Genomic DNA, 22946 nt, shown 5'->3' with positions numbered 1-22946 from the left:
CGTCCGTCCGTCAAAACGAACTTGCTTCGCTGAATTGGCTCGCGTACAAGTCATAGTAATGGCCGCGAAGAGCCAGCAGCTCTTCGTGCGTGCCGCGCTCCACGATCTCGCCGCCGTGGATGACCAGAATCGCACTCGCTTCGCGGATCGTGCTGAGCCGATGGGCGATCACGAAGCTCGTTCGCCCCTTCATGAGCACGCCCATCGCCTGCTGGATGTGCTGTTCAGTGCGCGTGTCGACGGAGCTCGTCGCCTCGTCGAGCACAAGAATCGCGGGGTCGGCGAGAATCGCCCGCGCGATCGTGAGCAGCTGCCGCTGGCCCTGACTCAAGTTGCCGCCTCCGGCGGTCAACTTGGCGTCATAGCCGCTCGGCAGCTTGCAAATGAACCCGTCCGCGTTGGCAAGCTGCGCGGCGGCCTCCACTTCTTCGTCCGTCGCGTCCAAGCGGCCGAAGCGGATATTTTCTCGGATCGTCCCCGAGAACAGGTAAACATCTTGCAGTACAAGGCCGAGTTGGCTGCGAAGGCTGTCTTTTTCCATCTTACGAATGTCGAGCCCATCTATCGTAATAGAGCCCTCATTTACATCATAGAAGCGAGTTAGCAGATTGATGATTGTGGTCTTGCCTGCACCCGTGGGACCTACTAAGGCAATTAAATCACCAGGCTCCGCAGTAAACGAAACCTCATGCAGCGTGGGCACTTCGTCCGTGTAGCTGAAGGAAACATTTTGAAATACGACTTCCCCTTTGACATCCGTTAGCTGGATACCCTCTTTGTTCGATTCGTACTCCGTCTCATTATCCATCACTTCAAAAACGCGCTCCGCACCCGCAATACCCGACTGAATCATATTATACTGGTTAGCGAGATCGTTAATCGGACGGCTGAATTGCTTCGAATAGTTCAAAAAGCTGATAATCACGCCAACCATCGTCCATCCCCTCAGCACCATCCAACCCCCGATAGCAGCCAGCAGAATGAAGCTAAAATGATTGATCATATTCATGCTCGGCCCCATCATACCCGATAGCTGCTGCGCACCTGTACCAGCAACTCGAAGCTGCTTATTAATTGCAGCGAGTTGATCGACGGCAGCAGCTTCGCGTTGGAATGTTTTCACAACCTTTTGCCCAGAAATCGTCTCTTCAATTAAGCCATTCAGTTCACCGAGCCGCTGCTGCTGCTCTTTGAACAAGCGTTGTGTATGTTTCGTGATTTGCTTGGTTGTGAAGAGCACGATCGGCACCGTGATTAAGGCGATGAGCGTAAGCCAAATATTCAAAGTAATCATCATAATCAACGACCCGACAATCATAATGATACTGGTCATGATCTGCGTTAAATTTTGACTGAGCGTGGTTGCGACGTTATCGACATCATTGGTCGTGCGGCTCATGAGTTCCCCATGTGAGGTCTTGTCAAAATAGCTGATAGGCAGCTTGTGCAGGTGGCGGAACAGATCTTGTCTCATTTGCCAGACGGTCCGCTGGGATACCCCAGCAATCAGATAAGATTGGATCCAAGATGCAGCTCCGCTGACTACGTAACAACCGAGTAGAAGGAGGCAGAGTCCGAGCAGTCCACTCCGATCTCGCGGTATGATGTAATCATCAATAGCTCTCCCAATTAAATAAGGTCCGAGCAAGGCGAGACCGCTGCCCAGGACCGTCAAGACGGCAACGGTGAGCAGCCCGGTACGTTGAAGCCTCAGATACCCCCACATGCGAAGGAGGGTTGCGCCGATGTTTTTCGCGCGTGGTTTGCGTGTTTGCTTGTTAGCCATGCAGAGCAGCCTCCTTCCCTTGCTGGGAGTTGTAAATATCTTGGTACAGCGCGCTTGTCGCCAGCAGATCCTCATGTGTTCCTCGTGCAGCGATGCGTCCCTCATCGAGGACAAGAATCTGGTCGGCATGCAGGACGGAGGATACGCGCTGAGCGATAATAATGCGCGTGCTGCCTGCCATCAACGCTTGCAGAGAACGCTGGATGCGTTTCTCCGTACCTAAATCAATTGCGCTCGTGCTGTCATCCAGCACAAGTAAAGGAGATCGCAGAAGCAATGCCCGAGCTATCGCTATTCGCTGCTTTTGACCGCCGGATAGGTTCACGCCTCGTTGCCCCAACTTGGCTTCATAGCCCTCAGGCAGTTTGGAGATGAAACTATCCGCCTCTGCGGCTTTGGCGACTGCCATCATCTCTGCATCCGATGCCCCTGGCTTGCCGAAAAGAATATTGTCGCGAATCGTCCCGCTAAACAGAATAGACTGCTGCAGCACGATACCAATCTGGCTACGCAAGTGCTCAACTGGCAGTTCTTTCACATCAACGCCATTTAGACGAATATGTCCGCTGGAGGCATCATAGAGTCGCGGGATCAAGCTAACCAGTGTAGATTTACCTGAACCTGTTGCCCCAAGTATGCCAATGGTTTGACCTGGCAGTGCATTAAACGAAATATCCTTGAGAACTGGCTGATCGGGAGCTGTTTCATACACGAATGAAACCCGCTCAAATTCCAATTCGCAACCTACTACAGGGGATGATGTCGATGAAGATTGGTCTGGTTCAAGTAGCTCTGGTTTATTCTGATCCTGCGCAGGCTCATTCGGATCCACCTTCGTATCGAGCACTTCTCGAATCCGTTCAGCGGAAACCTGCGCACGGGAAATATTCATCAGCGTATTCGTAATGGAAACAAGCGAAAACAACACTTGGCTGATATAGATGATGAATGCGGCCAAATCACCAATCGCCATCGAGCCGCTCCACGTTTGAGCACCTCCGAACCAGAGGACGGCAACGATACTTATGTTCAAAATCAACGTCATCAACGGCCCGCTTGTAGCCAAGGCACGCGCGGAGCTAAGACTGGCGTTCAGCAGGTCTGTGTTCGCCTTACCAAAGCGCGTCCGCTCGAAGGCGGCGCGAACAAAAGCTTTGATCACACGAATGCCCGTCGTGCTCTCTTGCATAACGGTGTTTACGCGATCGATCTTCGTCTGCATCTGGCGAAAAAGTGGTGTAGAGCGTTTCATCAATAGATACAGAATGACGAATTGAAACGGTACAACGGCTAGCAGGATCAAGGAAAGACGTGGTGAAATGACCACAGCCATGATCAAACTGCCGATAAGCAGTGACGCTTCACGTGTAAATTGACGCAGTAAAATTTGAAGGATGTTCAGCATTTGCATCACATCACTGGTCAAACGTGTGATCAGCGATCCGGTCGAGAATGTATCCAATTGTCGGAACGACAAGGACTGGACCTTCTCGAATACGCTTAATCGCAGGTCAGCACCGAAGCTTTGGGCCGCTTTCACTGTGAAAAATGTACAGCCCACCCCGCCTATGAGACCAATGATGGCGACGCCTAACATATGTATGCCTGTCGACCAGATCAATGCGAGATTTCCCTCAGCAACCCCGTGATTTACAATGGTCGCCATGAGGCGAGGCTGGGATAAATCCATGCATACCTCCATCACCATCAGCAAAGGTGCGAGTAGCGTTATGAACCAATACGGTTTAACAAACGATCGTAGTTTCCACATGGCATGATGTCCTTCCTTTTGTTTGTCAGCTAACTAATTTTCGATATCAGTAGAGCGGAGATTATCTTTCATTTGGAGTAGCAGACGTCGAAACAAGAGCAATTCTTCAGGCAAAAAATGCGAAAATGTCAGCTCATCGGTCTCCTTAATCGCTTCTTTTACATGAACGGTGACTTCTCTGCCCTTATCGGTCAGGTAGACACGCGTAACCCGTTGATCGTTCTCGTCAGGACGACGTTCGACGAGTCCTGTCTTTTCCATACGGTCCACCATGACGGACAGGGTCGCCCGTTTGTTGTGGATGCGGTCAGCAAGCTCGCTTTGGCTGAGACCATCTTCGACAAACAAAGCTAGCAGCAGCGGTGGCTGTCCAGGATAAACATCATACTTATGAATGATTTGATCGATGTTGCGGCGGTGCATTTTTAGCAAATGAGACATCATATGTGTCAGAGAATCAGGATTATGGTGACGGGACAATGGAGCAGCTCCTTTTTAGTTAGTCGGCTAATCAATATTCTAGGTAGCGATGCTTGTTCTGTCAATACGTTTTTTTCCATTTGCACGTGTGAGGGGATCGTGATAGGAAGGACCGGATGATCAGGGGCTGGGGAAGAAATGTGTATGGAGGGGCCTGATGTTGCTGGTGGGGTGGATTGGAGTATTTATTTTTTTGGTGAGGACGGATTGGTGGGCGTTCCGCGTCTGTTGTGGGGGTGAGTTAGGGAGTAATTAGTTTGTTTCGGGTGCGGAAAGCTTTGTGGTGATGGCACTTCTGTTGATGCTAGCGAGTTAGGGAGTGATTGGATTGTTTCGGATGCGAGAGGCTTGTTGGGGAATGGTGCGTCTGATGGTGGGAGTGGGTCGGGGAGTGATTAGCTTGTTTTTAGTGCGATGGTTGCTGGGGTTGGTGAGTTTATTGCAGAGGCTGGGTTGGGTCCAGAACTTAAAGTAGCCCAGTTATCACTTAGATGGAAAATCTCCATCTAAACTCATCATTTCCCCCTCAAATTTCGGATTAGCTGGATTTTCTACATCTAATTTTCACCATTTAGCTCCTAACGAGAGAAACCGGGGAAATTAGCTGTACTTTTTCCATCTATCCTCCAATTTCATGGGTTTCCCTTGAAATTAGCTGTAGTTTATCCAGTTATTCTAGCTAACGCTACTGGAACCATCGCCAACCCCAAGACCCGCGCGACCACTTCGGGCGCGCGCAACAAAAAATCCCTAGTCAACCGACCAGGGATTCCGCTCTAACCTAGAGCTGCGCGAAGCCCACCGCAGCCAAAAACCGTCCGAACGCCGCTTGCCCGGCGTCGTCTCTCTTGAAGACGCCTGCGTCGAGCAGGACGTCCATGAACTTGCTGCCGACCTCGGTCTGCAGCACCGTATTCGCCGCGTCAGCCGTCAGCGACGCGCCATGCTTCGCGAGCAGCGCCGCGATCCAATCCGCATGCTTATGCAGCGGATGGCTCGTGTCGCTCAGCTCGCGGCTGAGCTCGGCTTTGCCGGTGAGCAGCTTGGCGATAGCCGCTAGCTCCTCTTGCAGGCGGCCTGGCAGCACCGCCAGCCCCATAACCTCAATCAAGCCGATGTTCTCCTTCTTGATGTGGTGCAAGTGCTGATGCGGATGGAAAATCCCATCCGGATGCTCTGCGCTGGTGCGGTTGTTCCGCAGCACCAGGTCAAGCTCGTACTCACCGCGCGCATTGTTGCGAGCGATAGGCGTAATCGTGTTATGCGGGATCCGCTGTCCGTCCTTCTCGCTAAACGCGAGGACCTCCGCTTCCGCATCACTGTATGCACGCCAGTCGTCGAGCAGCTTGCTAGCCAGCTTGTACAGCTGTTGCTTGTTGTGCCCGCTTAGGCGCAACACTGACATCGGCCACTTCACAATCGCGGCCTTCACGCCAGCAAAATCCGCATGTGAGAATGCTTTCTCACTTGGCGCTTTTTCCATCGGGAACTTGTGGCGTCCCCCTTGGAAATGATCGTGATTCAGGATCGAACCCCCAACGATCGGCAGATCGGCATTCGACCCGATGAAGTAATGTGGGAACTGCTCGATGAAGTCCAGCAGACGATAGAACGTATTTGCTGTAGTTTTCATCGGGATATGTTTCTCATGGAAGATGATGCTGTGCTCGTTATAATACACGTAAGGTGAGTACTGTAGGTACCACTTCTCATTATCCAACTCAAGCGGGATAACGCGCAGATTCTGTCTAGCCGGGTGATTCACACGGCCTGCATAGCCCAGATTGTCTACACAGAGTAGACATAGGGGGTAGCTGCTTTGTGGCAGCGTTTTGAGCAGCGCAATTTCCTTCGGATCCTTCTCCGGCTTAGAGAGGTTGATTGTAATTTCCAAATCCCCGTAAGCTGTTTCCGCCAGCCAGTAAGCATTCTTCGCAATACGATCCATACGAATATAGTTAGAATCAATGGATTGCTTGTAGAAATAAGCCGTCGCCGCTTCCACACTCTGCGTTTTCGCGATCTTCCAAAATTCACTTACCACCTCGGAAGGACGAGGCATCATGAGTCCCATGATGCGCGCGTCCAACAAATCGCGGTACGTCATCGTGTTCTCTTCCAGTAGTCCCGCTTCCCAAGCCGCATCCAGCAGCTCTTCCAGCAGACCAACCGGACTGTTCAATTTCTCCGCAGGTACTTCCCCTTGGAAAGGCTCCGCCAGTTCGAACAAATCCAGCAAAGCATTGCGTGAAGTATAGACGTCCAGCTGTTCGATCAACCCATTCTGGGTAGCGAATTGCAGAAGTCTTTCTATCGTTAACGCTGCAGATTGCGGCGTTTGTAATGTGCGTTCCATATTGCCACTTCCCTTTCTTATGAGAACCTCAACCTCAGGTTAAACGTTCACTTCCGCCGCGTACCCCTTCGGGTGCTTCTGGTGCCAGTTCCACGCGCTCTCAATGATCGCTTCCAAGGAATCCAAAGCTGGCTTCCAGCCTAGTTCCGCTCTTGCGCGCTCCGAGGAGGCGATTAACGTTGCTGGGTCTCCTGCTCTACGAGGCTCAACTACAGCAGGGATCGCATGGCCTGTAACTTTGCGCGCGATATCGATCACTTGCTTCACGGAGAAGCCTGTGCCATTGCCAAGGTTATAAATGTTGCTGTCCGCACCACCGCGCAGCTTCTCTACCGCAAGCACGTGTGCGCTGGCTAGATCGCTAACGTGAATGTAGTCACGAACACAAGTGCCGTCTTCTGTCGCATAATCCTCGCCAAAAATCGAGATGTGCGCTCTTTGACCTAGCGCTACTTGCAAAATAATCGGAATCAAATGCGTTTCTGGGCTATGGTCTTCACCGATTTTGCCGCCCGCATGAGCGCCAGCTGCATTGAAGTAGCGCAGCGACACGTATTTGATACCATGAGCGGTATCGAACCATTTCATCATTTTTTCCATCGCCAGCTTCGTCTCGCCGTACGTATTCGTTGGCAAGGTACGATCGCTTTCGAGGATCGGGATGTTCTCAGGCTCGCCATACGTGGCAGCTGTTGAGGAGAATACGATGCGTTTCACGCCGTATTGCGTCATTTTTTCAAGTAAACAAAGGGTTCCGTACACGTTATTATGATAATATTTCGCCGGATTGGTCATGCTCTCACCAACAAGGGAATTTGCTGCAAAATGAATAATGGCATCGATATTATTTTCTGTAAAAACTGTATCCATGAACTCGCCGTCGCGCAGATCGCCAACGTAAAGCTTACCGCCAAGCACCGCGTCCTTGTGTCCTTGCTGCAGATTATCAACGATAACGACTTCTTCACCTTTGGCTAGAAGCTCTGCTACCGCATGTGATCCAATATACCCCGCTCCACCTGTAACTAGAATTGCCATTTTACAACGCCTCCTCAAGTTGCTCTACACCATTGCCAATATCGCAAACATAGAAGCTCGGTGTAAGCCCTGTAATGCCCGTATACTCTGCGCCTACTTGGTCGATGAACGTCTGAACGCTGTCTTCATGCACTAAGGAAACCGTACAACCACCGAAGCCTGCGCCCGTCATCCGAGCACCGAGTACACCCGGCACCTTTAACGCCGCTGCAACCATGGTATCGAGCTCCAAGCCTGTTACTTCATACAGGTCACGAAGGGAATCGTGGGAACCGATCATCAGCTTACCGAAGGACTCCAGGTCATTCTTCTCAAGTACTTCGATGGATTTCAAAACACGATCAATCTCTTCAACAACATGCTCCGCTCTACGGCGAACCGTTTCATCAGGGATCAGATGTTTATATTCGTTAAACTGCTCAAGGTTCAGTTGACCAAGCAGCGTGATGTCTGGGAATTGCTTTTGCAAGTAAGTAACTGCCTGCTCGCATTGGCTTCTTCTCTCGTTGTAAGCGGAGTCGACGAGACCTCTGCGTTTGTTCGTGTTGCCGATCACAAGCTTATAGCTGCCGCTTTGAAAAGGAACATGACGATACTCGAGCGTATCGCACATCAACAAGATCGCGTTGTCTTTCTTGCCATTCGCTACAGCGAATTGGTCCATGATGCCGCAATTTACGCCAACGAATTGGTTTTCTGTTTCTTGTGCGAGCAGCGCGATTTTGACGGTATCGATTGGGTATTTTTCTAGTGTCAGTAAGCTAAAAGCTGTAACAACCTCGATCGAAGCTGAGGAAGAAAGCCCTGCACCATTTGGAATTTCACCGTGGAACAAAAGATCATAACCTTGCGTCACTGGGAATCCTGCTTTCGCTAAGTGAACGAAGATGCCTTTCGGATAATTGATCCAATCATCCTCTTCTTGGTAGGACAAGTCGTCTATGGAAATTTGTTTGCGAAGTGCCAAATTCGTAGATGCGAAGCCGATCACGCGATCTTGTCTTGGACGAATGATCAAGGTCGTTCCGAACGTCAAAGCTGCCGGGAATACATAACCGCCGTTGTAATCCGTATGCTCGCCGATCAAATTCACTCGACCAGGAGCGTGAAATGCTGATATTTTCGCAGCTGTTTCTCCGTAAATTTCAATAAACGTGTCTTTAAGTGCTTGCAAATCTGCCATGTGTGGCACCGCCTTTAGTGGTATTGGTATGTTTGCTTGGTTGTTGTTAGAAATGATGTTTGTGTAAGTTTGTAGCTTAAGTATAAGAGATATGCCATGGATTGGCTATGGAGGCATGTTATTTCAACATGGAAAAATGTGATTTACAGATTCCGTTTTATGTTAGATGTATGATACAGTGGAAGGAACGAATGGACTCGAACGGAGATGAGAAAACGCCATGGATAAGCCAGAGAGCTATTATGTCGTATCGAACCCCCTTCCTGCTGGGGAGAGCGATTTCACGGTATTATTCGCAGGGGAAAGCCAGACCAAGCCTGAACATCGACTGGGACCAAAAGTATATGACTACTACTTAATTCATTATGTCATATCGGGTCGCGGCGTATTCTCTACACATGGAGAAGAGTATGCCATTGGCGCTGGCGACAGCTTCGTCATTGAGCCGGAACAACTCATCAGCTACGTCTCTGATGAGTTAGATCCGTGGCATTATTGTTGGATTGCCTTTACAGGCGTGCAAGCGGCAAAGCTCGTTGGTGAGGCGGGCCTCACGCCCGCGAACCCCATCATCCATATCGCGCGCAACCGGCATATGCCTGTGCTTTTTCGCCAGATCCAGCTAGCGCTCAAATCCAAGAAATCCAATGCGCAACTCAAAGCGGCGGGCTACCTTAACTTGTTGCTCGGCGAGTACTGTGAAGCCATGTCTACCCCTGTGGTAACAGGACTGGTCGCGGAAGACGAAAGCGACCGCATCGTGCAGCAAGCGATTCACTACTTGTCCACGCAATATGCGGAGCCCATTACGATTGAAATGATGGCTGAGAGCCTGGGCTATAATCGCGCCTATTTATCGCGCATATTCAAGCGGCACACCAAGCTGACGCCGGTAACGTTCCTGCTCAAGCTGCGCGTGGACAAAGCGCGCCTGCTGCTGCGGGAGCGACTAGAGCTCACCATTGAGCAGATCGCAGCATCAGTAGGCTTCTATGACCCGCTGTACTTCTCTAAGCAGTTCAGGCGTTGGTATGGCGTCTCGCCGAGTGAGTATCGGAATCAAATCAAATCTCTCTGATTCTCCTTACGTAGTAATTGGAATATGAATTCAGCCAACTTTTAGGCAAAATTACCTTATCATAAATAAAATAACAGCAAGTTTTCTCTACAATTAGTAAAGCTAACTTAGTTCTTTCGTTACAAAGTCTACCAGTATCGATTGCAAGCCTTCTGGATTGCTAATCATCGGTAAATGTCCGGTATCCAAACTTCGTATAGATTGCGGGGAAAGGTTTGAGATCATCTTATCTTGTAATGAAGGACTGAACTCTTTATCCTTAGTTAGTTTCACAAACAGCTTTGGTACATCGAGAAAGGGCACGTTGACTCGATCGGTATATACGCGTATGGCCTCGGGAATGAATCCTTTTACGATCTCCATAGCTTGATAGGGTGAGAGGTCGTTGCACAATCCCGAGCGGATGGAAGACTCTGGTGGTCTCGTACCTAGGGTACGCAGGATAATTGACATCAGAATCCTCTGAGGAAACGGCAAAACGGATAAAAAAGAACCACCCCGCTTCGGAATTGCTGCTCCTACAGCGACAATCCCCACCAATCGATCAGTGATTAAGGATGCCAGTCTAAGAGCAAGAACGCCTCCAAGTGAATGTGCAACAATTACAATGTTGTGAGTCCCCCATTCATCCACTTGTCTTTTCATATGTGTCACATAATCCTCCAAAGAAAGATGGCTTCTAGAATCAAAGGAACTTTTCCTCAGAGGAAACTGGGCAAATAAGTAAGGATGTTCTAAATTATCCGCAACTTTACTCCAAACCTGCCCTTCCAAGCCTGCCCCATTGACAAATACAAAACCTATTTTTTCTCGTGAATTCTTATCCACATTGATCAAGCCCCCATTGGTTGTAGCTTTAGATTACTTATAGGATAATAATATCAAGTAAACAAGACAATTTATGTCTTATTTATAGCGTATTATGAAATAAACGATTACAAATGAGGTGGGTCTTTGCAGAAGTCACAGCGTCTCATCCAAATGATTATGAGGATTAACGCCAAACCCTATTTCACCGTCAGGGAATTGGCCGATGAATTCGGTCTATCCACTCGAACGATTACAAGGGATCTGCTAGAGTTAAGCGAACTCGGTGTTCCCGTATACTCCATTCAAGGAAGAGGAGGAGGCTTTAGGCTACTCCAAGAAAGACTTTTGCCACCAATCAGCTTTACAGAGGGTGAAGCGCTCTCCCTATTTTTTGCATGTCAAACGATGGATTATTTTAGCTCTTTACCTTTTGGGGAGGGGGCAAACTCCGCACTTCATAAGTTTTATCATTATTTACCTGGAGATATAAAGGAACAAATTGACCGACTAAAGAACAGGATCATGTTCTGGAACCCTTATCGATTGATGTCAGCAGAGATTCTTCAAACTCTCCTAAAAGCTATCATGATCGGTAGTGTAGTCCATATCGAGTACAAATCCAGCAGCGGTGTATCAGAGAGGAATATTCAACCGATTGGTCTGTATACTAGTTCGGGTTATTGGTATTGTCCCGCTTATTGCTTTACTAAGGAGGACATAAGGCAGTTCAGAGCTGATCGAATCCTTTCCGCTACGCTGAACGAACGAATTGCTTGCCGGGAGGACATCAACCAGAAGACTTTACTGGATAAGCCTACTAAGGATGATCGAGAACAAATTACACTCGAAATTGAGATGACCAATAAAGGGGTGTGGCTGTTGGAATCGAACCCGCGGTTTAATCCATTCATACAGCACAATAAAGATGGAAGCGCATCCCTAACGATGGAAATAGCGGTAGAGGACATTCATTTCTACATGGATTTGATTTGGCAATTCGGGGATGAGGTTAAAGTGGTGACCCCCACTGCGGCCACGGCATACATCCGTCAAAAAATTGAATCGATGCGATTACTTTATTTTCAATGAACTTTACTAGCGGTAACGTGTAAATCATCCATGAATTTTGAAAATAAAACAGCGGCAGCCTCGGACTTCAGTTTCTCGTCCATGGCTGCCGCTATTTCTTATCTCGGAAAATGAAATAATTAACCAAACAATGACCCAGAATAAAAAATAAAAAAAATAAAAATAAAACCGAACCTTTTTCCGATTGAGAGACAATATAGGGTGTACGCTAACTCAGGAGGGCCCTCCGAATGCAAAATGAATTCATGTACCAATTACTTATAAAAATGAAAGATGGTGATCAACAGGCGTTTCACGCGATGTACGATGCCACCTATCAAGACATCTACCGAACACTTTCCTTTCTTGTGGACCATCAGCAGGATCGGGAAGATGTCATGAATGAGATCTATATGCAAATGTGGACCTCACTTGCTAACTACGATACAAACCGTCCTTTCCACTTCTGGCTGCACGGCTTGGTCATTCGTCAGGTGCAGAGATTTCGGGTCAAGAGCTGGCGGAGATTCCGAATTTTCGAACGCATCCGTGCCTTCTCGCGAGAAGAGCCTCATTGGGATCAACATACTACTTTAATGGATGAGTCGAACCACATGATATCGCAGTCCATGCGAAAACTGACCGATAAACAGCGGGAAGTGATTATCTTTCGCTTTTATCACGACTATACGCTTGAGGAAATTGCAACTCTGCTCGATATTCCGCTGGGTACAGTCAAGTCCAGATATCATGCTGCGCTCCAGGCGCTTCGAAAAAACATATGGAATCTCCCCCCGGAAAGGATGGAACAAATCAATGACTATTGAACGCAAAATCCGTGAGCATCTGCACAATGAGGCAGACAAGATGGCGTGTCCCCCGGCCATTTCCAAACGAATCGAACAATCCTATTCTGACTATTTCCAATCAAAAAGGAGCAAAAAAAACATGAAAAAACGACTAATTGGCGGACTTGTTGCTGCTGCACTTTTGATTCCGACCGCAGCATTCGCGGCCCCTACCCTAATTGAAATGCTTACTAGAACACCAATGACTGCTGAACAAGTTAAAGTAGATAAGGTTGGCCATGCAACACTCGAGAAGCTGTATAGCGCCTTTCCCGAAACAAAATCGTTTGAGATTATCGAGGCAAGCCACGTTCAAGGTGTTCAAACAAGCATCATACTCCAGGAAAAAGGAGGAACTGGCAAAAAGTTCATCCTACATACAAACAGTAGTACAGGTAAGATTGAACACGTGAATCAAGAGAATTGGGAGCCTAAGGACAAGCCACTCATTGCTTTGACCGATCAAGAAATTAAGGGCAAGGTAGATTATCTCATTAGTAACCTGTATGGTCACATCGAAGAGTACGAGTTTGCTATCGAGCAAATGGAGAATCCGGATCAAAAAACGTTGATGTTGAATTACACTAAAAAGGGATCAAATACACCTTTCTATCAGGTATTTGTTCAAGGCAATACCATCAGCCTGTCTCTGGTAGGTGGTGAAACTACAGCTTCAAATACGAAAGTAGAAGGTTTTTTCTCTAAAGATGGTAAGCCTGATCATTTTGCTGATGCCTACTTAAATGATGAAAAGCTGCTTTCTTTACTACAAATTAGCCCTACAGAATTAAAAGAAGAATTAGCAAAAGGTAAATCTGTTGTGGACATTGCAGCATCTAAACACATCTCTAAACAACAAGTGATTGATGTCATTGCACAAACGCAAGCCGGTTTACAAATGCAAGGTGAAAACAATGGTAATGTTCCTAAAAACAATGCTTCCATTGAACAAATGTCAAAAGCTATTGAACCAAAGGTATCACAAGTGATTGAACACAAAACGGAAACACCATTGAAGAAATAACAAGCAAGCCCCAATAACCTCAACTCGCAATAATGACCCGCAAGAGTGGCATTTTTATAAATGTCACTCCTACGGGTCATTTGTGTTTTAAAAAGAGCCTTATCTTCGTCTAAGCACTAAGATAATCCTTTATTTCTCTTGAGCATTTGCTGCCAAATACGCGATAATAGCTTGATTAACCTGCGCCAACCTGCTCTCGGCAGTTTCCAAAAGCGCCTCCAGCAACCCGAGTGAACCTTGATGGATCGCTGTTTGAAGCTCATCAGCCGTATGACTGAGCGGCGTTGCTCCGATGTTGGAAGCCACGCCTTTCAGCGTATGAGCAAGCATCAGCGCTTCGGGATAGTCTATGTTCGTGATCGCTTCTCGTATCTCATCTATGGCGTTCGCGTGATTCGCTGCAAACTTGTGCAAAATCCGCTCGTAGAGGTTCGCATTTTGTCCCAAGCGCCCTAGTGCCTCCGCCGCGTTCAAGGCAGGCAGCGCCTCGATTTGCTTCGCTGCTGCGACTTCAGCATACCCTCTCCCACGCGAGCTCTGAATCGTTCGCTGTAAGACGCTAAATAGCTGAATAGGTTCAAACGGCTTGGAAATATACGCATCCATGCCCGCTTCCAGGACCTGCTCCTTGACTCCCTGCATAGCATCAGCAGTCATCGCGATAATCGGCGTCTCCTGATCGAAATCCCTAATATTTCTCGTCGCCTCAAAGCCGTCCATGAGCGGCATCTGTAAATCCATCAAAATGGCATCATACCGCTTAGTCGCTACACGTTTCAACGCTTCGATGCCATTCTCTGCTACGTCTACATGAATGTCCATCTCTTGAAGAATGGCTTGCGCCACCTGTTGGTTAATTTCATTGTCTTCCACCAGCAAGACCTCCGTGTTACGGAGCATGTGCAGTTTCTTGGTTTCACTCTCACCCTGTGGTGATGCGATCTTCATCTGTAGCTGCTCTTGGAACAAGTTCGTTATTTGGTTATATAATTGAGACTGGCTCATTGGATAGTAGAGCACTTTTTTCACGGACGCCGACTGAGATTTCAGCTGAAGCTCCGATTCATGATACGAACTGATCAGTACGATCACTTGCACAGGTGTCGCATATTCCAGCTTTATTTTCTCCGCCAAGGCGTGCGCCTTCTCATCCTGAAGCTTCCAATCGATCATAACCAGATCATATCGGCCGCTGGAACTAATTTGTTCCAATGCGCTTTGAGCAGAATCTACGTCATTAACAATGAATTGGAACTGTTCCAGTTGACTCTTCAAAACAAGGCGCATTTCTTCGTCATCGCAAATGAGAAGCACACGCAGAAATTTTAAATAGGAAGCTACTGGCGCACTGAACAAGTGCTCAGAACCTACTTCGAACCTTACTGTAAAGATGAAGGAACTCCCCCTCCCCAGCTCGCTCTCGACATGAATCTCCCCTTGCATCAACTCTACAATACTCTTGCTGATCACTAGACCAAGACCTGTTCCCCCATATTTGCGGGTCGTTGACATATCGGCTTGTGTGAATCCGTGGAACAATAATGCTTGCTGCTCAGGTGTCATCCCAATGCCTGTATCTCTTACTTCGAAGCGAAGTGAAACCCCACTGTCATCTTGTGAAGAAACACTTACCGCAATCGTAATTTCACCTTCATCCGTAAATTTCAAAGCGTTATTCACCAAATTAAGTAAAACTTGATTCAATCGGAACGGATCACCATTCAAGACTTGAGGAACTTCATGGTGGATGGAGAAATGCAGCTTTAACCCCTTCTCATACAGTGAAAATCCAATGATATTCGATATATTGCTCATAATTTCATACAAATCAAAATCGATGCGCTCCAGCACAATCTTCTTTGCTTCAATTTTCGAGAAATCGAGAATATCACTGATGATCGTCAGCAAGCTTTTGGCCGAAAGAACCGTCTTCCCGACGTAATCCTTCTGCCGCTCCGTGAGATCCGTTTGCTGCAGCAAATAATTCAATCCGAGGATAGCGTTCATCGGTGTGCGGATTTCATGGCTCATATTCGCCAAGAATTCACTCTTCGCCCGGTTAGCAGATTCAGCGGACTCTTTAGCGTCAGCAAGAAGCAGATTCTTGTTTTCCAGCTCAGATGTACGTTCCTCCACCAACACTTCAAGATGGTCTTTGTACTGATTCAGCGTCTCTTCGGCCTGCTTACGTTCGGTAATATCGACACCTGCAAAGATAACGCCGCCCACTTCTCCGGTTTCTGTCCAAATCAAGTTGTTGCTCCACCCGTAAAGGCGCTCTTCACCTAATTTATCTACGATGAGCGATTCAAAATAGTCCGACAAAGCTTCGCCATCCATGAATTCTTGGTAGCGCTCTGTCCGTATTTCAAAAAGATGCTCAGGCCCACAAACTTCAAACCAATCCTTACCTAAGGCATGCTTTTCCTCATAACCTAGCACCGAGTAACCCTTACGGTTCAACATGTCAATTTTACCATCTCGGTCCAAAACGACAATCATGACATCAATGAGATCGAGATAGCTCTGGGCCTTCTCTTTCTCCTTCATCAACTTCTGTTCGCCTTTCCTCCGCACGGATCGAGTCTGCAAGGCAAGAGCAACCCCAATCGCAATCGCCACGATCGTGAAAATGCTCGCCATCCAAAGTACTAACTCACGCTGATTGGATGTGCGATCTACATCTCTTTGGGTCCCCATCAAATTGTAATCAATCCACTTCTGTAAGCTTGCGTCAGCTTGCGCTCGACTCGGTGTGAGCATGTCCAGCAAGCTCTTCCCTCTGATATAATCACCAGATTGGACGGCATCGATGATAAGCTGACCTTTCTGCAAGTAATCTATCGCATTATCCGACACTTCTATATAAATCTGTCTTTCACTTTCAGAGTTGATGAAAGACTCATAACCTCGATACTTCTCATCAAACTGTCGGCTGACATTCTGATATGAGGTAATCACGTTAAGAAGGGTATTCTTATCCGTTTCAAGTAACATTTTATGCAGAAGAACTCTTTCCTGTGTAATGAGCTCTTGCATCTCTACAATTCTAGCAATACTCGGCATCCAATTCGTCTTGACATGGTCAAGGGTCCCCTTCAGAGCGAACATTTGGTAGAAGTTTGTTCCAATAACTACTATTAGTAAAGCTATGATGATGATAAAAGTCCACATTGACCTCATCAAAGTAATCGCTTTCATTGTGACTCACCCCTCTTAGCCGATTATAACATAAGGTCTATGTTTCTAGTGAAAAAGGCCAATCAGAATTTCCTAATTGACCTCCTAAATACCTAGCTATTTATGTAAATATAGCTGATTAGACCTACAACTAGCGAGTTTTAAAGCGAGAAAGCGATTCTTGTAACTCTTGCGCCATATGACTTAAATCCTCTGCAGAGGCAGATATTTCTTCCATTGCCTCGAGCTGCTTCTCCGAACCTTTTGAGATACCTTGACCATGCTCATGAGACGCCTTCGTCATGTAGACAATCTCGCTCATGGACGCTGATACTTCCTCTGTTCCTGCCGACATTTCTTGCGATGCTGCGGATACCTCTTGGATTTGATCTGAGATTTCTTCGAACGCAACCGTCACACGATTAAAGACTTGACCCGCTGCATCAATCAGATCGGAACCTTTCTCCACGTCCTTGACACCATTGTTCATCGCTTGTACCGCTCTCGCTGTCGATGATTGGACTTCACGGATCAATTGGGAGATATCCTTTGCTGACGAGGACGACTGCTCTGCAAGCTTCTTCACTTCATTCGCTACCACAGCGAAGCCGCGACCTTGCTCGCCAGCACGTGCCGCCTCGATCGAAGCATTCAGCGATAGCAGTTGGGTTTGGTTCGTAATTTCGGTAATGACCGAAACGATTTCCCCAATCTTTTGCGAGTAGGCTTCGAGTGCTCTCATATCTTCGGCCGATTTGCCAACCGACTCATTAATGAACTTCATCTGTTCAACGGCTTGCGTGATAGCAACACGGCCTTGCTGCACTTCCATCATCGACGTATGGGAGGCTTCCGTCACAACAGAGGAAGATTCGGCAATCCGCTGAACGCCTACCGCCATTTCACCCATCGCAATCGACGTTTGCTCGGCCCCCATCAGTTGACCCTCACTCGCATTGAATACCTCTTGCATAGACTCGACGATGCGATTGGAAATGCCAACAGATTCCGTCGCCGCAGCCGTTAGCTCCTCCGATGATGCACCTAGCTGCTCTGCGGTAAAACTGGCTTTACTGACGATATCCGAGAAGGAATCTAACATCAGATTCATATTCACAGCTAGTTGTCCAAGTTCATCACTGCGATTGATCGTAAGTCGTGGGGTCAAGTCCCCCGCCGCCATCTTCTTCACAGCTTCTGTAATCGCCAGCACTGGTTTCGTTGTCGCCGTGGATACCAGCAGCGCAATAGCAGCTACAACAATCGTCGTGATCACAGCCAGCCATATGGATACATGAGTTGCCGTTGTTACAGAGCCAAACACTTCATCATCCACCACATTTGTAATTAATCGCCAGCCAGTTGATGGAATCGTATCGAAGCTGATTTCCCTCGCCACACCATCATCACCTGTAAAATTGATCGTCCCGCTTTTTTCTTTTAAAACTGTTTCTTGTAATTTCGCTGCTTCCGACTTCGGAAGCACATCCGCTATATTTTTTCCAGCTAGTTCTTTGCTCGGATACGTTAACAGTCCACCACTAGGGGACATTAAATATCCATAGCCAGTTTCGCCTAACTGAATCGTATCGGTGTATACATTGAGGTTACTAGTCGTCAGAGGAGTGAAAATCCCGCCAATAAAATTCTGCTTATCATCGAGCATCGGGACAAATAAAACAATGATGTTATTCCCACTTGTCTTACTGACGAGGAGATCCGTACTCACCGGCTGCTTCGTTTGTTTGGCTTGCTTGATGTAATCACGATCGGATACAGAAATTTTCTGTCCTGCTGAAGTTAGCGCCATTTCATCTTTATTCACATAAACGTACTGTTCGACGTCTTTATTGGCTTGTTCGAATTTGAGGAGTGTTTTGATGATTTCCTTCTCATTTCCACTCTTGATCTCCTCATACTTCAGCATTTCTTTCAGAATGGAGATTTGACGCTGAATGGAGTAATCAATGGCCGTAACATTCGCTTTCAGAATACTCTCTTCTTTGGAGTGAACTTCATCATTCACCACATTTTTTAAATAGTAGGATGAAAAAACGGTACTAAATAACATCGGTACCAACGCGATAACTAGAAACATAATCGTCATTCTTGCTCTGAACGAAGTAAAGGAGATTGCCTTCACCCACCCTTGTACATTCATTCCTCGTTGCGTATTCATTTTCTCTTACTCCTCCTATATGCTAATTGCTTCTCTTTATTTGGTCACACCAAATTTGTCCCCACCAAAAACTGGTATTTAAGAAATTCAGACTCACTTCGACATTTTCCTTCAAAATACGACATTAACAGGTTGACTGCTTCCCCCTAACTTTTCGTATTCAGCTATCACTACAGTCTTAAGGCTCCACCTACCAAATAACTGGAAAAACTCCATCTATATTTCCTTTTTTTCGCCCCATATTCAATTTAAGTGGAAAATATGTAGTTAATTCTTACAGAAACGCCCCGATGGACAATTCAGCTCCGAAATAGCTGTATTATTTACAGCTAATCGAAATAAATGGAGCATTAGCGCTAAATTAGCTGTATGAAATCCAGTTATTCTATTCGGGTTCGGGTTCGGGTTCCTCGACATACTTAATTGGTAAAAAAAAGCACCATCGCAGGATTACTCCCATGATGGTGCTTCTTCATCAATCTATCGCTTGCCTGGATCGTACGGCTCACCCAGTGCGGACGGTGCTTTCGCGCGGCCCACGGCTCCTGCCAATACCAGGATTGTCAGTACATAAGGCAGCATGTAGAGGAATTCCTGCGGAATGTTTTTGGAGAAATCGAACAACCGCATGAAATTGTTGAGCGCTTGCGCCATTCCGAAGAATACCGCGGCGCCCAATGCGCCAAATGGATGCCATTTGCCGAAAATCATCGCGGCCATCGCAATAAAGCCTTGACCCGAGATCGTGTTATGCGAGAACGCACTCGTTGTCGTTAGCGTGATCGTTGCCCCGCCGAGACCGCCGAGCAGACCGCTGATCAGTACAGCGAGATAACGGATACGTTTTACTTTAATCCCAACCGTATCCGCAGCGCTCGGATGTTCACCAACGGCACGCAGGCGTAGGCCGAACGGTGTTTTGAACAGCACATACCACGTCACGAAGACTAGGATTAATGCAATATACGTTGTCGGATAAGCTGTAAAGAGTGCATACCCGATATAAGGAATCTTGGAGAGAAGCGGAATTTCCCATTTGGAGAATACATCATTCAGGGTTTCGGTTTGACCCGCACCGTTGAACAATACTTTCACCAAGTACAACGTTACGCCTGCTGCCAAGAAGTTGATCACAACACCACTGATGACTTGATTCGCTTTGAACGAAATCGTCGCAACCGCATGAATCAAGGCGAAGATCAGTGCGAATAGCAGCGCGCACAAGAGTCCAATCCACGGGGACCAGACGCCCATGTTCGCCTCTTCCGCATAGTAAGCGCCAACCGCGGAAGCGAATGCGCCGGATACCATTAGACCCTCGATACCGATATTGACGATACCGGAACGCTCCGAGTAAATACCGCCTAAAGCCCCGAAGATTAGCGCTGTGGAATACACCAGCGTTGTATTAATAAGTTCACTGAATTTCGTGAAGAACGCATTAAGCATACTGAGCAGGTCCATATTACGAAGCCCTCTCTTTCTTGCGCTTGCCGTAGAACGGGATCAGTACCCATTTGACAATACCTTGGGTAGCAACGAAGAAAATCACCGATCCGATGACAATACGGATAATTTCTGGTGGTACATCTGCACCAAAGCTCATCCCCGCAGAACCATAAGATAAGCCGCCGAAAAGGACAGCGCCCAGCACAACGCCTATCGGATTGTTAGCCCCGAGCAAGGATACCGCGATACCGTCGAATCCATATCCTGGCGTGCCTGCCGCAACTACCTGATAATGGAATACACCGAGAACCTCGAATACGCCAGCAAGTCCAGCAAACACACCAGAGATGAACATTGCCTTGATGATGTTCTTATTCACGTTCATGCCCGCATACTTAGCGGCATCGATATTATGTCCTACGGCACGCAGTTCGTAGCCTTGCTTCGTTTTCCAAAGAATCAAGTAGAAGACGACCGCGGCCAGAATGGCAATTAAGGTTCCCCAGTGAAGCCTCGCATGATTCATCGCATCTGACAACCAACCAATACTTAGTGATGCTGAATCTTGAATCATATAAGAACGCTGCTGCTTTGGCTCAAGTAAGAACGTGTTCACGATATAGTTGGACAGGAACAAGGAAATCCAGTTCAACATGATCGTGGTAATGACCTCGTTCACACCGCGCTTTGCTTTTAAATAACCTGCAATAGCTCCCCATAGTCCACCGATCAACGCGCCGACAATTACCGCAAGGGGAGCATGGATGATCCATGGCAGACCATGGATTTTGACACCAATAAAGGTAGCCCCCGTCATCCCCATCACGAACTGCCCTTCCGCACCAATATTGAACAACCCTGTACGGAAAGCGAAGGCAACGGATAATCCGGTTAAAATAAGTGGCGTAATCGCCCGAATCGACTCCCCGATATCGTACGGACTTCCCAAAATCCGAGAGAACAGTGACCCATACGCAGCAATCGGATTGTAACCGCCAGCCAGCATGACAAGCGCTCCGAATAGCAGCCCCAGCACGATCGCTACAAGGGGATTGACCGCTGATTCACTTGTAAAAACGCGAACAATTTTATTCATGAAGGGCTCCTTTCTCCGTACGCTTACTGCCCGCCATCAGCAGACCGATCTCCTGATCGTTCGTATCCTGCGGCATCACTTCGCCCACAATCTGTCCTTCGTAGATAACGGCAATCCGATCGGAAACATTCATAATTTCATCCAGCTCAAAAGAAATCAACAGAACGGCTTTCCCTTTGTTCCGCTGCTCAATCAGCATCCGATGAACGAATTCAATCGCACCAACATCCAAACCACGCGTCGGCTGCGCCGCAATCAACAAATTGGGATTCTTATGTATTTCCCTTGCAATAATCGCCTTTTGCTGATTACCCCCAGATAAGGAGCGTGCCTTGTTGTAAATACTCGGTGTGCGCACATCGAACTGCTTAATCAACGCCTCCGCATGCTTATCGATGACGTCATAATTCAAGAAGCCGCCTTTGTTATACGCAGGGTGGAAATATGTTTCGAGCACCATATTTTCACTCATTGTAAAATCAAGCACCAACCCGTGTTTATGCCGATCTTCAGGGATATGTGACAATCCGGCCTCCGAAATTTCTCTCGGCGTCTGGTTCGTAATATCGCTGCCCATGAGCAGCACTTTCCCGCCATCTACGGTACGCAAGCCCGTCAATGCTTCGATCAATTCACTCTGACCGTTGCCATCTACACCCGCGATACCAAGAATTTCCCCAGCCTTCACTTCAAAATTAAGCCCTTTAAGCGAGGCTAATCCTTGTTGATTACGCACCATTAGATCTTGCACCTGGAGAACAGGCTCCCCAAGTTTTACGGCTTCTTTGTTCACTTTAAAAGAGACATCGCGTCCAACCATTTTCTCGGCCAGTATTTGCGGATTCGCTTGTGCGCATGCCAAGGTATCAATCACTTTACCACGACGAATAATCGTCACTGTATCGGCGATCTCCATAATTTCTTTCAACTTATGTGTAATGAGAATAATGGACTTGCCCTCTTTTACAAGGTTACGCATAATGACCATCAATTCACTAATCTCTTGCGGCGTTAGTACAGCTGTAGGCTCATCAAAAATTAAAATATCGGCGCCACGATACAGCGTTTTCAATATTTCGACACGCTGCTGCATACCGACTGAAATATCTTCAATTTTGGCTTTTGGATCCACACGTAAACCATATTGCTCAGATAGCTTGCGCACTTTATCTTGCGCTGTTCGAATATCCACATTCATACCACGTTTGGGTTCCATCCCCAAAATGATATTTTCAGTTACTGTAAACGGTTGTACCAACTTGAAATGTTGATGCACCATCCCGATGCCAAGCTCAATCGCTCGATTCGGACTGTCGATAAAAACCTCGTTGCCTTGTACATGAATACTACCTTCGTCCGGCTGATATAAACCGAACACAATGTTCATCAGTGTTGATTTTCCTGCACCATTCTCACCAAGCAAGGCATGAATTTCGCCTTTTCTCAACTTCAGGCTGATGGCATCATTAGCAACAATGCCTGGAAAACGTTTCGTAATGTTGCGAAGTTCAACAACTGGGACTGCTTCACTCATAAGATCACCCTAATGATCAATTTTTTGTTCTTTGTTTCCCATTAAAACTAAAGAACAAGGCTAGTT

General features: G+C 47.3%; 16 protein-coding genes. 4 read left to right on the top strand and 12 right to left on the bottom strand.

Going from position 1 to position 22946, the window contains the following annotated elements; genetic code table 11:
• Positions 1 to 10: 10 nt before the first annotated feature.
• From ACSQ8O_RS02805 to ACSQ8O_RS02780, 6 genes are all read right to left on the bottom strand, one after another.
• Positions 11 to 1786, bottom strand: coding sequence for an ABC transporter ATP-binding protein (locus ACSQ8O_RS02805; RefSeq protein WP_436240388.1), 1776 nt, complete (start codon positions 1784 to 1786; stop codon positions 11 to 13).
• Positions 1779 to 3557 carry an ABC transporter ATP-binding protein gene (locus tag ACSQ8O_RS02800; RefSeq protein WP_436240387.1) on the bottom strand — a complete coding sequence of 593 codons (1779 nt, stop codon included), beginning with the start codon at positions 3555 to 3557 and terminating at the stop codon, positions 1779 to 1781. Before ACSQ8O_RS02800 ends, ACSQ8O_RS02805 begins: the two co-directional genes overlap by 8 nt.
• A gap of 33 nt (positions 3558 to 3590) precedes the next feature.
• Positions 3591 to 3980: a MarR family winged helix-turn-helix transcriptional regulator gene (locus ACSQ8O_RS02795; protein ID WP_436240386.1), complete on the bottom strand. Its 390-nt coding sequence runs from the start codon at positions 3978 to 3980 to the stop codon at positions 3591 to 3593.
• A gap of 838 nt (positions 3981 to 4818) precedes the next feature.
• Positions 4819 to 6393 carry a UDP-glucose--hexose-1-phosphate uridylyltransferase gene (locus tag ACSQ8O_RS02790; RefSeq protein ID WP_436240385.1) on the bottom strand — a complete coding sequence of 525 codons (1575 nt, stop codon included), beginning with the start codon at positions 6391 to 6393 and terminating at the stop codon, positions 4819 to 4821.
• A gap of 39 nt (positions 6394 to 6432) precedes the next feature.
• Positions 6433 to 7431 carry a UDP-glucose 4-epimerase GalE gene (gene galE / locus ACSQ8O_RS02785; protein WP_436240384.1) on the bottom strand — a complete coding sequence of 333 codons (999 nt, stop codon included), beginning with the start codon at positions 7429 to 7431 and terminating at the stop codon, positions 6433 to 6435.
• Between the two features lies 1 nt (position 7432).
• A complete protein-coding gene (locus tag ACSQ8O_RS02780; RefSeq protein WP_436240383.1) occupies positions 7433 to 8614 on the bottom strand; it encodes a galactokinase in 1182 nt (393 codons plus the stop codon).
• Between the two features lie 220 nt (positions 8615 to 8834).
• On the opposite strand from ACSQ8O_RS02780, the gene ACSQ8O_RS02775 reads away from it, so the two are divergent.
• Positions 8835 to 9692 carry an AraC family transcriptional regulator gene (locus ACSQ8O_RS02775; RefSeq protein ID WP_436240382.1) on the top strand — a complete coding sequence of 286 codons (858 nt, stop codon included), beginning with the start codon at positions 8835 to 8837 and terminating at the stop codon, positions 9690 to 9692.
• A 102-nt stretch (positions 9693 to 9794) separates the two neighbouring features.
• On the opposite strand, the gene ACSQ8O_RS02770 is transcribed toward ACSQ8O_RS02775, so the two are convergent.
• On the bottom strand, positions 9795 to 10520 hold the full coding sequence (locus ACSQ8O_RS02770) for an alpha/beta fold hydrolase (RefSeq protein WP_436240381.1): 726 nt from the start codon (positions 10518 to 10520) through the stop codon (positions 9795 to 9797).
• A 153-nt stretch (positions 10521 to 10673) separates the two neighbouring features.
• Here ACSQ8O_RS02770 and ACSQ8O_RS02765 point away from each other — a divergent pair, with 153 nt between their 5' ends.
• The 3 genes from ACSQ8O_RS02765 to ACSQ8O_RS02755 all read left to right on the top strand — a co-directional run bounded on the left by ACSQ8O_RS02765 (position 10674) and on the right by ACSQ8O_RS02755 (position 13442).
• Positions 10674 to 11591, top strand: a complete 918-nt coding sequence (locus ACSQ8O_RS02765) for a helix-turn-helix transcriptional regulator (RefSeq protein WP_436240380.1) — start codon at positions 10674 to 10676, stop codon at positions 11589 to 11591.
• Positions 11592 to 11821: 230 nt separating this feature from the next.
• Positions 11822 to 12397, top strand: a complete 576-nt coding sequence (locus ACSQ8O_RS02760) for a sigma-70 family RNA polymerase sigma factor (RefSeq protein WP_436240379.1) — start codon at positions 11822 to 11824, stop codon at positions 12395 to 12397.
• Complete coding sequence (locus ACSQ8O_RS02755; protein ID WP_436240378.1) at positions 12387 to 13442, top strand: hypothetical protein; 1056 nt, start codon at positions 12387 to 12389, stop codon at positions 13440 to 13442. The genes ACSQ8O_RS02760 and ACSQ8O_RS02755 overlap by 11 nt, the downstream gene beginning before the upstream one ends.
• Positions 13443 to 13571: 129 nt before the next feature.
• Here ACSQ8O_RS02755 and ACSQ8O_RS02750 read toward each other — a convergent pair whose 3' ends face one another.
• The 5 genes from ACSQ8O_RS02750 to ACSQ8O_RS02730 form a co-directional block, all read right to left on the bottom strand.
• Complete coding sequence (locus ACSQ8O_RS02750) at positions 13572 to 16643, bottom strand: response regulator (RefSeq protein ID WP_436240377.1); 3072 nt, start codon at positions 16641 to 16643, stop codon at positions 13572 to 13574.
• Positions 16644 to 16773: 130 nt separating this feature from the next.
• Positions 16774 to 18801 carry a methyl-accepting chemotaxis protein gene (locus tag ACSQ8O_RS02745; RefSeq protein ID WP_436240376.1) on the bottom strand — a complete coding sequence of 676 codons (2028 nt, stop codon included), beginning with the start codon at positions 18799 to 18801 and terminating at the stop codon, positions 16774 to 16776.
• A 480-nt stretch (positions 18802 to 19281) separates the two neighbouring features.
• Entirely contained in the window at positions 19282 to 20265 is a 984-nt protein-coding gene (locus tag ACSQ8O_RS02740; protein ID WP_236290948.1) for an ABC transporter permease, read from the bottom strand.
• A 1-nt stretch (position 20266) separates the two neighbouring features.
• Complete coding sequence (locus ACSQ8O_RS02735) at positions 20267 to 21346, bottom strand: ABC transporter permease (protein ID WP_236290949.1); 1080 nt, start codon at positions 21344 to 21346, stop codon at positions 20267 to 20269.
• On the bottom strand, positions 21339 to 22880 hold the full coding sequence (locus ACSQ8O_RS02730) for an ABC transporter ATP-binding protein (RefSeq protein WP_236290950.1): 1542 nt from the start codon (positions 22878 to 22880) through the stop codon (positions 21339 to 21341). Before ACSQ8O_RS02730 ends, ACSQ8O_RS02735 begins: the two co-directional genes overlap by 8 nt.
• Positions 22881 to 22946: the final 66 nt, after the last annotated feature.

This window comes from Paenibacillus sp. LjRoot56 (assembly GCF_964253335.1).
Taxonomy (GTDB): domain Bacteria; phylum Bacillota; class Bacilli; order Paenibacillales; family NBRC-103111; genus Paenibacillus_E; species Paenibacillus_E allorhizoplanae.
Note: the sequence above shows the minus strand (reverse complement) of the source record. Positions and strands in the feature narration are given on the sequence as shown.

Coding starts and splice junctions, on each gene's coding strand:
- ACSQ8O_RS02805 (WP_436240388.1), bottom strand. CDS start 1,786: ATGGCTAACAAGCAAACACGCAAACCACGCGCGAAAAACATCGGCGCA.
- ACSQ8O_RS02765 (WP_436240380.1), top strand. CDS start 10,674: ATGATTATGAGGATTAACGCCAAACCCTATTTCACCGTCAGGGAATTG.
- ACSQ8O_RS02795 (WP_436240386.1), bottom strand. CDS start 3,980: ATGCACCGCCGCAACATCGATCAAATCATTCATAAGTATGATGTTTAT.
- ACSQ8O_RS02750 (WP_436240377.1), bottom strand. CDS start 16,643: ATGAAAGCGATTACTTTGATGAGGTCAATGTGGACTTTTATCATCATC.
- galE (WP_436240384.1), bottom strand. CDS start 7,431: ATGGCAATTCTAGTTACAGGTGGAGCGGGGTATATTGGATCACATGCG.
- ACSQ8O_RS02755 (WP_436240378.1), top strand. CDS start 12,387: ATGACTATTGAACGCAAAATCCGTGAGCATCTGCACAATGAGGCAGAC.
- ACSQ8O_RS02760 (WP_436240379.1), top strand. CDS start 11,822: ATGCAAAATGAATTCATGTACCAATTACTTATAAAAATGAAAGATGGT.
- ACSQ8O_RS02735 (WP_236290949.1), bottom strand. CDS start 21,346: ATGAATAAAATTGTTCGCGTTTTTACAAGTGAATCAGCGGTCAATCCC.
- ACSQ8O_RS02745 (WP_436240376.1), bottom strand. CDS start 18,801: ATGAATACGCAACGAGGAATGAATGTACAAGGGTGGGTGAAGGCAATC.
- ACSQ8O_RS02775 (WP_436240382.1), top strand. CDS start 8,835: ATGGATAAGCCAGAGAGCTATTATGTCGTATCGAACCCCCTTCCTGCT.
- ACSQ8O_RS02790 (WP_436240385.1), bottom strand. CDS start 6,393: ATGGAACGCACATTACAAACGCCGCAATCTGCAGCGTTAACGATAGAA.
- ACSQ8O_RS02740 (WP_236290948.1), bottom strand. CDS start 20,265: ATGGACCTGCTCAGTATGCTTAATGCGTTCTTCACGAAATTCAGTGAA.
- ACSQ8O_RS02780 (WP_436240383.1), bottom strand. CDS start 8,614: ATGGCAGATTTGCAAGCACTTAAAGACACGTTTATTGAAATTTACGGA.
- ACSQ8O_RS02730 (WP_236290950.1), bottom strand. CDS start 22,880: ATGAGTGAAGCAGTCCCAGTTGTTGAACTTCGCAACATTACGAAACGT.
- ACSQ8O_RS02800 (WP_436240387.1), bottom strand. CDS start 3,557: ATGTGGAAACTACGATCGTTTGTTAAACCGTATTGGTTCATAACGCTA.